A 10,657-nucleotide genomic window follows, 5' to 3' on the forward strand; every position below is an offset into this window, starting at 1 on the left:
CGCCTACCGCATCCCGCTCGGCGACATCCTCGCCTCCACCGCCCACCGCCTCGGCCTCGGCGGCCACGCCCTGGACCGGGTGCCGGAGTCGGTGCCCGGACCCGGTCGAGCTTCACCTCGTACCGCTGGCGCTCCAGCTTGCGCAGGTGGCCGATGTACAGGGTGAGGAGGACCGCCGGGACGGCCGGGACCCAGAGGAAGGCCAGTCCGGCCACCGCGGCGACCACCGCGCCGAGCGCGAAGGAGAGGAAGAGGACGGTGACCATCCGGCGCCGGCGGGCCAGCAGTCGCGCCCTGCGCTCGGTGCCGGCCTGCGCCGGCTCGGGGACCGGCCGTTCCGCCGGGCGCCGCACCGGGGGTTCGGGCTCCCGCGCGGGGTCGTCGGAGACGGCCTCGTCCCGTTCGGGAGGGCCGTCGCTGCTCTGCTTGTCGTCGTCACGCGGTTCGTCGCCCAGGGCCCGGGCCGCCCGCCTCTCCAGCGCCGAACGCCCGGCCAGCAGGCGGATGGCGGTGCTGAAGCGTTCCGTCGGGCGCGCCTCGTTGAGTTCGTCCTGCCTGCGGAGCCACATCGGCACCAGATAGGCGGCCCAGGCCCCTACGATGACGGCGTAGATAAGGCCGCTACTGCTCACGATTCACACCGTACGGGCGGTGGGGAAGGCCTGGCAGCAATTTGGCACGGCGTGTCGTGTGATCAAGCTGATTCTCCGACTATTTTGCCGCTATTTGTGCGGGTCCGGTGCGCCTTCGATGCCATATCGATATTTCTTTCGAACATACATTCAATTACTTGCCCCGCGCCCGGAACTGAGCGCCCGCCAGCGCTCCAGCATCCCCTCCGGGACCTCCTCGTCGGTCAACGCGTAGACGAGGTGGTCGCGCCAGTCGCCGTCGATGTGGAGATAGCGCGGACGGATTCCCTCCGAGCGGAAGCCGAGCTTTTCCACCACCCGGCGGCTCGGGCCGTTCTCCGGGCGGATGCAGACCTCGATCCGGTGCAGTCCGAGCGTGCGGAAGCAGTGGTTCACCGAAAGCGCCACGGCGGTCGGGATGATGCCCCGGCCGGCCACCGCCTCGTCCACCCAGTACCCGATGTTCGCCGAGCACATCGAGCCCCAGGTGATCCCGCCGACGGTCAACTGGCCGACCAGCTGCCCCTTGTGGAGCACGACGAAGGGCAGCATCCGGCCGGCCGAGGCCTCGCCGCGCAGGAAGCGGACCATCTGCCGGTAGGTCGGCCTGGGGCCGGCCGCCCGGCCCGCCGGGCCGGGCGGCACGGTGGCCTCCCAGCGGCGCAGCCAGTCCCGGTTGCGGCGGCTCACCTCCTGCCACTCGCGCTGGTCGCGGGCCCGGATCGGGCGCAGCACGACCTCCCCCTCGTGGAGTTCTACCGGCCAGCCGGCGTTCAGTGCCCGCTCCTGGATGCTGGAGCCCCGGGGGCCGGGGCGTCGGTCCGGGGGTGGTCCCCGCCGCCGAGCTGGTCGACGGCGTGGGCGAGCAGCGGCTCCAGGACGGCCAGGCCGTCCCTGACGCCGCCGGTCGAGCCCGGCAGGTTGACGATCAGGGTACGTCCGGCGAGCCCGGAGAGCCCGCGGGAGAGCGCCGAGGTCGGCACCTTCTCCCGGCCGTACGCGCGCACGGCCTCGGCGATGCCCGGGACGTGACGGTCGATCACCCGGGCCGTCATCTCGGGGGTGAGGTCGGTCGGCGAGATCCCGGTGCCGCCGGTGGTCAGCACCACGTCGTAGCCGGCGGCGACGGCCTCGCGCAGCACGGCCTCCACCGGCTCGCCGTCCGGGACGACCCGGGGGCCGTCGGCGGTGAAGCCCATCGCGGTCAGGCCGGCCACCAGCAGCGGGCCGCCCCGGTCCTCGTAGACCCCGGCCGAGGCCCGGTTGGAGACGGTGACGGCCAGCGCCCGCCCGGCGGGCGTCACGCGTCCACCTCCGGGGCGAACCACTCGCCGCTCTTGCCGCCGGTCTTGCTCAGCACCCGGACGGACTCGATCGTGGCGCCCTTGTCCACCGCCTTGACCATGTCGACGACGGTCAGCCCGGCCACCGCGACGGCGGTCAGCGCCTCCATCTCGACGCCGGTGCGGTCGGCGGTCCTCACGGTGGCGGTGATCTCGACGGCGTCGTCCGCGACCGCGAGGTCGACCTTGACGCCGGAGACCGCGATCGGGTGGCAGAGCGGGATCAGGTCCGGGGTCTTCTTGGCGCCCATGATGCCGGCGATCCGGGCCACCGCGAGGGCGTCGCCCTTGGGCACGCCCTCGCCGCGCAGCAGCTCGACCACCTGCGGGGAGACCCGCACCCGGCCGGCCGCCACCGCGGTGCGCGCGGTGGTGGCCTTCTCGGAGACGTCGACCATCCGGGCCGCGCCCTGGTCGTCGACGTGGGTGAGGCGGTCGCCGGGGGGAGGTGTCGTCACGGGTAACTCCAGGGGCGCGCAGGTCGAATACGGCGCTACCGTACCGTTCCCCGGTCCGGCGAACGGATCAGGAGTCCAGCAACACCACGTCCACCTCGCTGCCGGCGGGCAGGCGGGTGGTCTCCTCGGGGACGGTGATCAGGCAGTTCGCCCGCGCCAGCGCGCCGACCAGGTGCGATCCGGCGCCGCCCACCGGCTCGACCGTGCCGTAGAACGCCGAGTAGCGGCCGCGCAGGAACTGCCGCCGGCCGGCCGGGGAGCGCAGCTCCGCCGGGCAGAGCGCCCGGACGACCGGGCGGTGCACCTCGGCCGCCCCCAGCATGGTGCGGATGACCGGGCGGACGAAGAGCTCGAAGGAGATGTAGGCGCTCACCGGGTTGCCGGGCAGGGCCAGCAGCGGCACCCCGGCCGCGCCGCCGATCCGGCCGAAGCCCTGCGGCTTGCCGGGCTGCATCCGCAGGCGCCGGAAGTCGACCCCGCCGTAGGACTCGAAGACCTCCTTGACCACGTCGTACGCGCCGACGCTGACCCCACCGCTGGTGACGATCAGGTCGGCCCGGCCGAGCTGGTCCTCCAGGACGGCACGCAGCCGGTCGGCGTCGTCCGGGACGGCACCGACCCGGTAGGCGATGGCGCCGGCGTCCTGGGCGGCCGCGGTGAGGGTGAAGCTGTTGGAGTCGGAGATCTGCCCGGGGCCGACCGGCTCGCCGGGCTGGACCAGCTCGCTGCCGGTGGACAGCACCACGACCCGGGGGCGCGGGCGGACCTTCACGGTGGGCCGGCCGATCGCGGCGAGCAGGCCGAGCTGGGCGGGGCCCAGCCGGGTGCCGGCCTCCAGCACCCGGGTGCCGGCCGCGACGTCGCTGCCGCGCCGGCGGACGTGCGCGCCCTCGGCGACCGGGCGCAGGACCCGCACCTCCTCGTCCGGGACGGGCGCGGTCATCGCGGCGGCGGCCACCCCGGTGCCGGTGCCGCCGTCCGTCCACTCGACCGGGGCGACGGCCTGGGCGCCGGGTGGCAGCGGGGCGCCGGTCATGATCCGGGCGGCCTGGCCGGGGCCGACCCGGGGCAGCTCACCGGCGCCGGCGGCGATGTCGCCCACCACCGAGAGCACCGACGGGTAGGCGTCGGTGGCGCCGTCGGTGTCGGCGGTGCGGACCGCGTAGCCGTCCATCGAGCTGTTGTCGAAGGACGGCAGGTCGCCGTCGGCGACCACGTCCTCGTCGAGCCGGCAGCCCTGGGCGTCGAGCAGTTGGAGCTCGATCGCGGGCAGCGGGCCGACCGCGGCCAGCACGTCGGCGAGGTGCTCGTCCACCGTCCACAGCCGCGCGGCCGCCGGGGCCGGGTCCGCTCCGGCGTCGCAGCAGGCGCTGGGCGTGGTGCGGTGCTCGGTGGACCCGGTCATCGGCGGCTCGCTCTCTGTCGTGGTCGGTCCTGCGTCAGGCCTGCATCTCGGAGCCGACGAACTCCCGCAGCCAGGAGCGGAACTCCGGGCCCAGGTCCTCGCGTTCGGCGGCCAGACGGACGATAGCGCGCAGGTAGTCGGCCCGGTCGCCGGTGTCGTAGCGGCGGCCCTTGAACAGCACGCCGTGCACCTGGCCGCCGTCCGCCGCCTCGCGGTTGGTCAGCTCGCGCAGGGCGTCGGTCAGCTGGATCTCGCCGCCGCGGCCGGGCGGGGTCTCCCGCAGCACCTCGAAGACCAGCGGGTCGAGGACGTAGCGGCCGATCACGGCGTAGTTCGACGGGGCCTCGCCGGGCTCGGGCTTCTCGACCAGGTCGGTCACCTGGAAGACGTCCTCGCCGAAGCCGTTCGCCTTGACGGCGGCGCAGCCGTAGAGGTGGATCTGGGAGGGCTCGACCTCCATCAGGGCGACGACCGAGCCGCCGAGCTGCTGCTGCACCTCGATCATCCGGGAGAGCAGCGGGTCGCGCGGGTCGATCAGGTCGTCGCCGAGCAGGACGGCGAAGGGCTGGCCGGCGACGTGCTGCTCGGCGACCGACACCGCGTGGCCGAGGCCCTTCGGGTCGCCCTGGCGGACGTAGTGCATGTTGGCCAGCTCGACGGACTCGCGGACCCGGGCCAGGCGCTGCTCGTCGCCCTTGCGGACCAGCAGCTCCTCCAGCTCGTAGGCGCGGTCGAAGTGGTCCTCCAGCGCGCGCTTGTTGCGGCCGGTGACCATCAGTATGTCGGACAGGCCCGCGGCGGAGGCCTCCTCGACGACGTACTGGATCGCCGGCTTGTCGACGACCGGGAGCATCTCCTTCGGGGTGGCCTTGGTCGCCGGGAGGAAGCGGGTGCCCAGTCCGGCCGCGGGTACCACGGCCTTGGTTACCGGAACTCGGGAGTTGGTCGTCGTCATGCGTTTACCTTACTCAGGCACGTTTTCGCCCGGCCGAGCGCGGGCGGACGGCCAGGACAGCACGTCGCGGGGCCCGGCCACGGTGGCTGGCGTATGGGTCACGACCGGCCGGGAGACGTGGTCCCGGCCGACACAGGCCGACAGACTACCCGCCTTTTCCGAACGGTGACGCTCGGGCTCCGCTCCGTGACCGGGCGGGCGACCGGCCTGTTCGGAGCGGTCGGCGCGGGGCCGGCCGGGCTCCCCGGGGGACCGGACCGAGAGCCGCCAGCAGTCGCCGCCGGCCGCCCGGGCCTCGGCGAGCGCGGTGTCGGCGGCGCGCAGCAGGACGGCCGCGTGGGCGCCGTCCTCGGGCAGCACGGCGATGCCGGCGGCGGCGGTCAGGCCGTTGCCGCCGGCCGGGCGGGACTCGCGCGGGCCGGAGGACCAGTCCAGCAGCAGGTGCCGGCGGACCGACCAGACCAGCCGCTCGGCGACCTGCGCGGCGCCCTCCGCGCCGGTGTCCGGCAGCACCACCAGGAACTCCTCGCCGCCGTAGCGGCCGAGGGTGTCGGCCCGGCGGATCTCCATCGCGAGCCGCTGGGCGAGGTCGCGCAGGACGGCGCCCGCCCGGCCCCGACCGTGCTCGGCGACGACCGCGTCGAAGCCGGTGATGGCCAGCATCAGCACGGCGAGCGGACGCGGGCCGTCGGCCTGCCCGGTGTGCTCGGCGCGGCGGGCCCGTTCGATCTCCCGGTCCAGGGTGAGCTGGAGGTGGCGGTAGTTCCACACCCCGGTGAGCGGGTCGCAGGAGGCGGTGCGCTCCAGGTCGGCGCAGCGCTCCTCCAGTTCGGCGATCCGCCCGCGCAGCCGCTGCGCCCCGGCGGCGGCCCCGGCCCGCTCCCGCCGTCCGCGCAGTCCGAGGGCGGCGGCGCCGGCCAGTGCGGGGACGCTCAGTGCGGCCAGGGCCTGGACCAGCAGCGGGGTGGTCAATGGGGGGTGCCCCTTCGCGTGGAAGGCTCTGCGCATCGACGGTGCGCAGGCCAGGAGGATCGGATGAACGAGGATCGGATGCCCAACGAGAAGAGCGGCCTGAGGACACGGCTGCTGGCTCGGCGGCGCGAACTGGCCGCCGGGGACCGCGCGGCGGCGGCCGACGCCCTGGCCGGGCACGCCGGGGAGCTGGCCGCCGCCGGGGCCACGGTGGCCGCGTACGTCTCGGTGGGCGCCGAGCCCGGGACCCGGCCGCTGCTGGACGCGCTGCGGGCGCGCGGGGTGCGGGTGCTGCTGCCGGTGCTGCTGCCGGACAACGACCTGGACTGGGCCGCGTACGCGGGGCCCGAGGCGCTGGCCCCGGCCGGGCGCGGGCTGCTGGAGCCGGTCGGCCCGCGGCTCGGGCCGCAGGCGGTGACGGAGGCCTCGGTGGTGCTGCTGCCGGGCCTGGCGGTGGACCGCTCCGGGCTGCGGCTGGGGCGGGGCGGCGGCAGCTACGACCGGGTGCTGGCCCGGCTGGCCCGCTCCGGTGCCCGGCCGGTGCTGGCGGTGCTGCTGTACGAGCACGAGCTGCTGGAGGGGGTGCCGGCCGAGCCGCACGACCGGCCGGTGGACCTGGCGGTCCTGCCCTCGGGGGTGCGCCGGCTCGGCTGAGGAGCCGGCTCGGCCGGGGAGCGCCGCTGCCCCGTGCCCCGGAACGGCGGCGGCCCCGCTCCCCTGGGGGGAACGGGGCCGCCGGGCCGTACGGGCGTCAGCCGGTGGTGAGCACCAGCTTGTGCTTGGTGGCCTTCTCGACCGCGTCGGGCGAGTAGGCCCAGGTCAGCAGCTTGCCCTTGAGCCAGAGGTCGGTCTGGTCGTTGTAGTTGTCGTGGAAGGCGTGGCCGGAGGCGCCGCCGACGTTGACCCAGCGCGAGGAGTCGAGGTCGTTGAGGTCGACCACCATGCGCATCGACGGGATCCAGTCGACCTGGTAGCCGGCCGCCGCGTTCCAGCCGGCCGCGTCGACCGCCGCCGAGCCGCCGGAGAGCCGGTACGGGCCGCGGTTGAGGAGCTTGTGCACCGCGCCGGAGGCGATCGAGGAGTTGTCGGTGCCGAGGGTCTGCTCGCGCAGCTCCAGCTTGTGCAGGCGGCCCCAGCTCCAGGTGGAGACGTCCTTGCTGAGCAGCGAGGTCAGCTCCTGGCGGGCGTTCTTCATCGCCTCCTGGAGCAGGTTGTCCAGGCCCTTCTGCTCCTTGTGCTGGTCGTCGATGTACGTCCACCAGGAGCTGTCGGGCTTCTCCAGCTGCTGGCGCACCACCTCGGTCCAGCGGTCGCCGCCGTCCGGCTGGGCCTTGCCCGGCTCACGGGTGCCGCACTCGGTGACGATCTTGGTGGAGCTGTCCGGCTTGGTGGGGTCGTCCTGCTGGCGGACCAGCAGGCAGTTGTCCTTGGCCCGCAGGTCGGCCGGGAACTTCTGGCCGAAGGCGAGGATCAGCAGCTGGCGCCAGACGCCGTTGTAGTAGGCGGCGGCCGCGGAGTCGGCGTCCTGGTGGAAGTTCCAGTCCTTCAGCAGGTCCTGGGCCTCGCGCACGTACGGGTCGCTGATCGGCTGCTTGAGCAGCAGCGGGACCAGCGTCTTGGCCATCACGCTGGTGTTGTCCAGCTGGAGGGTCTGCATGTCGTCCGGCGAGATCTTGCCGTTGTTCTTGAGCAGGCCCTCGATCTGGTCGGTGATCTCCTTGGCGCGGGTGCCGTACTCCCAGTCCTTGGTCAGGCTGTACTTGTAGCTCGGGTCCACCACGGCCTGGTTGGCGGTGACGATGTACCCGGCCGAGGGGTTGAGGCTCCAGGGCAGCGCGGTGAAGGGGATCGGGTCCTTCCACTGGTACGCGGAGTCCCAGCCCGGCGCCGGGAGGCTGCCGTCGCCCTTGCCGCGGACCGGGATGGTGCCCGGGGCCTGGTAGCCGATGTTCTTGGCGTCGGCGTAGATCAGGTTCTGCGCGGGGACGGTGAAGTCCTTGGCGGCGGCGCGGAACTCGTCCCAGTTCTTCGCCTTGTCCAGCTCGAAGACGGCGTCCATGGTCTTGCCGGGGCTGAGCGCCGTCCACTGCAGGGCGACGCCGTAGCCGCCGGTGCCGCGGTCCGGGGCGGAGGTGCCGTTGGGGGCGTACTTGCCGACGTTCTGCTGCTCGGTGCTCTGGTCGGAGATCAGCGGGGCGCCGGTCTGGGTGGTGCGGACGGTGATGGTGCGGTCCTCCCCGCCGGCGACCTTGATGGTCTCCTTGCGCAGGTCGAACTTCACGTCCTTGCCGTCGACCTGGTAGGTCTCCGGGCCGGTGACCTTCTCCAGGTAGAGGTCGGTGACGTCGGCGCCGAGGTTGGTGAAGCCCCAGGCGATGTCCTTGTTGTGGCCGATGACCACGCCGGGCATGCCCGCGAAGGTGAAGCCGGAGACGTCGTACTGGCAGGCCGGGGAGGTGGTCCGGCAGTGCAGGCCCATCTGGTACCAGACCGAGGGCAGGCCGGGGCCGAGGTGCGGGTCGTTGGCCAGCAGCGGCTTGCCGGTGGTGGTGTGCGAGCCGGCGACCACCCAGGAGTTGGACCCGATGCCCTGGCCGGGGCGGCCGAGCAGCTGCGGCATCGCGTCGATCCGGTCGGTCAGGCCCTGCAGCATCGCCTTGGTGGTGGCCGCGCCCTGGGTGGTGGCCGCCCCGGGGGCGGCGCCGGACTGCGGGGAGCCGTCGGCGGGGCGGTAGTTGTCGCCGGCCACGGTGCCGGTCTTCACGATGGTGCCGTTGCGCGCGTACGGGTAGTCCGGGTACAGCTCGGCGATCTTGTCCGGGCCGAAGTCCTGGGCCAGCAGCGAGCGGTCGATCTCCTCCTGGAGGTTCCCGGAGAGGTTCCAGGCCATCGCCTTGAGCCAGGCCACCGAGTCCACCGGGGACCACTGCTCGGGCTGGTAGCCGCCGTTGACCACGCCGAGCAGGCCGTACTCCAGCGAGGCCTTCGCGCCGCCGGGGTGCTCGGCGAGCCAGGCGTTCACGCCGTCCGCGTAGGCCTGGAGGTACTTCTTGGTCTCCGGCGACAGCTTGGTGTCGAACTCCTTCTGCGCCACCTGCCGCCAGCCCATGGTGCGGATGAAGGCGTCGGTGTCGACCTGGCTGTCGCCGAACATCTCGGAGAGCCGGCCGGCGGTGATGTGCCGGCGGACGTCCATCTCCCAGAAGCGGTCCTGCGCCTGGACGTAGCCCTGGGCACGGAACAGGTCCTCGTCGGTGTCGGCGTACAGCTGCGGGATGCCGTTGGCGTCCCGCTTGACGTCGACGGGCGCGCTCAGCCCCGCGACCTTGACGCTGCCGTCGACCTCCGGGAAGGAGGCGCGGACCGCGGAGACCCCGCGGTAGCCGCCGTAGCCGGTACCGGCCACCAGCAGCACGACCAGCACGATCACGATCAGACGGGCGCGCCGGAACTTCTTCGAGCGGGGCATCTGGGTCCTTGCGGTCCTGACTTCGGGGCGGGCGGGCGTGTCCAGGGCCTGCGGCCGTGACAGGGCACCACATTAGGCCGAGTCGGCCGGGCACCGTGAACGGGGGACCAAGCTAAAGATATGGCAAAATGTTAGACTGCGTAACGATCCACAAGGGGAGTATTGACGACTTCTTAACGCGTCGGCCCCACAGCACCGCCAGACACCCCGTCCGCCCCTGCCTGCCCGAGGTGCCCCTGCGTGAACGTCTCCCATCTGAACCAGCTCCTGCTCGAGTCCTCCGTGATCCTGCTGTTCGCGGTGGGTGCCGTCCGTCTCTCGACCCGATCAGGGCTGCCCAGCCTGCTGATCTATCTGGGGATCGGTGTGGCGCTGGGCCAGAACGGGATCGGGGTCACGTTCAACAACGCCGAGCTCACCCAGGTGCTCGGCTACGCGGCGCTCGTGGTGATCCTCGCCGAGGGCGGCCTCAAGACCAGCTGGCGCGAGATCAAGCCGGTGATGCCGGCCGCGACCGTGCTCGCCACCGTCGGCGTCGGCGTCAGCGTCTTCGCCACCGCCGCCGGCGCCCACTGGCTGGTCGGCCTGGACTGGCGCACCTCGCTGCTGCTGGGCGCCATCGTCTCCTCGACCGACGCGGCCGCCGTCTTCTCGGTGCTGCGGATGGTCCCGCTGCCGCACCGGCTCACCGGCCTGCTGGAGGCCGAGTCCGGCTTCAACGACGCGCCCGTCGTCATCCTGGTCGTCGCCTTCGCCACCACCGGCGAGCTGGACTCCTGGTACGTCCTGATCGGCACGATCGTCGCCGAGCTGGCGATCGGCGCCGCGATCGGCCTCGCCGTCGGCAAGATAGGCGCCTACGGGCTCAAGCACGTCGCGCTGCCCTCCTCCGGCCTCTACCCGATCGCCGTGATGGCGCTCACCGTCCTCGCCTACGCCGGCGGCGCGCTGCTGCACGGCTCCGGATTCCTCGCCGTCTACGTCAGCGCGGTGATACTCGGGAACTCCAAGCTGCCGCACGGCCCGGCCGTCCGGGGCTTCGCCGACGGGCTGGCCTGGATCGGGCAGATCGGCATGTTCGTCCTGCTCGGCCTGCTCGTCACGCCCGAGACCATGGGCGACGCGGTGGTGCCCGCACTGGTGATCGGCGCGGTGCTGGTGTTCCTGGCCCGGCCGCTGTCGGTGATGCTCTCGCTGACCCCCTTCAAGGTGCCCGCCCGCGAGCAGGCGCTGCTGAGCTGGGCCGGGCTGCGCGGGGCGGTGCCCATCGTGCTGGCCACCATCCCCGTGGTCTCCGGCGCGCACCGGGCCGAGGACGTCTTCAACATCGTCTTCATCCTGGTCGTCGTCTTCACCCTGCTCCAGGGGCCGACCCTCCCGTGGGTCGCCAAGCGGTTGAAGATCGACGAGGGCGACATGGGCC

Annotated in this window: 9 protein-coding genes and 1 pseudogene; 2 read left to right on the forward strand and 8 right to left on the reverse strand. The window is 73.1% G+C overall.

The genetic code is table 11. The features are described from left to right. The 7 genes and pseudogenes from AB0E96_RS32085 to AB0E96_RS32115 all read right to left on the reverse strand — a co-directional run. Window positions 1-632 (reverse strand): annotated as a pseudogene (locus tag AB0E96_RS32085) (hypothetical protein); the annotation flags it as partial. Window positions 633-782: 150 nt separating this feature from the next. Then, window positions 783-1,409 (reverse strand): GNAT family protein, encoded by a 627-nt coding sequence (locus AB0E96_RS32090; protein WP_359829306.1) that lies wholly within the window; start codon window positions 1,407-1,409, stop codon window positions 783-785. After that, entirely contained in the window at window positions 1,406-1,936 is a 531-nt protein-coding gene (locus AB0E96_RS32095) for a MogA/MoaB family molybdenum cofactor biosynthesis protein (RefSeq protein ID WP_359829299.1), read from the reverse strand. The genes AB0E96_RS32090 and AB0E96_RS32095 overlap by 4 nt, the downstream gene beginning before the upstream one ends. Further along, on the reverse strand, window positions 1,933-2,373 hold the full coding sequence (moaC, locus tag AB0E96_RS32100; protein WP_359829307.1) for a cyclic pyranopterin monophosphate synthase MoaC: 441 nt from the start codon (window positions 2,371-2,373) through the stop codon (window positions 1,933-1,935). Before moaC ends, AB0E96_RS32095 begins: the two co-directional genes overlap by 4 nt. A gap of 127 nt (window positions 2,374-2,500) precedes the next feature. After that, complete coding sequence (gene glp, locus AB0E96_RS32105; protein ID WP_359829300.1) at window positions 2,501-3,838, reverse strand: gephyrin-like molybdotransferase Glp; 1,338 nt, start codon at window positions 3,836-3,838, stop codon at window positions 2,501-2,503. A 34-nt stretch (window positions 3,839-3,872) separates the two neighbouring features. Beyond that, window positions 3,873-4,793, reverse strand: coding sequence for a UTP--glucose-1-phosphate uridylyltransferase GalU (gene galU, locus AB0E96_RS32110; RefSeq protein WP_359829301.1), 921 nt, complete (start codon window positions 4,791-4,793; stop codon window positions 3,873-3,875). Between the two features lie 9 nt (window positions 4,794-4,802). After that, entirely contained in the window at window positions 4,803-5,765 is a 963-nt protein-coding gene (locus AB0E96_RS32115) for a GGDEF domain-containing protein (RefSeq protein ID WP_359829302.1), read from the reverse strand. Window positions 5,766-5,828: 63 nt separating this feature from the next. Here AB0E96_RS32115 and AB0E96_RS32120 point away from each other — a divergent pair, with 63 nt between their 5' ends. Continuing rightward, a complete protein-coding gene (locus AB0E96_RS32120) occupies window positions 5,829-6,419 on the forward strand; it encodes a 5-formyltetrahydrofolate cyclo-ligase (RefSeq protein ID WP_359829303.1) in 591 nt (196 codons plus the stop codon). Window positions 6,420-6,516: 97 nt separating this feature from the next. On the opposite strand, the gene AB0E96_RS32125 is transcribed toward AB0E96_RS32120, so the two are convergent. Beyond that, window positions 6,517-9,234, reverse strand: a complete 2,718-nt coding sequence (locus AB0E96_RS32125) for a penicillin acylase family protein (protein ID WP_359829304.1) — start codon at window positions 9,232-9,234, stop codon at window positions 6,517-6,519. 240 nt (window positions 9,235-9,474) lie between these two features. On the opposite strand from AB0E96_RS32125, the gene AB0E96_RS32130 reads away from it, so the two are divergent. Then, window positions 9,475-10,657 (forward strand): potassium/proton antiporter (locus AB0E96_RS32130; RefSeq protein ID WP_359829305.1); only part of this gene is annotated, 1,183 nt, incomplete at its 3' end.

The organism is Kitasatospora sp. NPDC036755 (assembly GCF_040636595.1).
Classification (GTDB): domain Bacteria; phylum Actinomycetota; class Actinomycetes; order Streptomycetales; family Streptomycetaceae; genus Kitasatospora.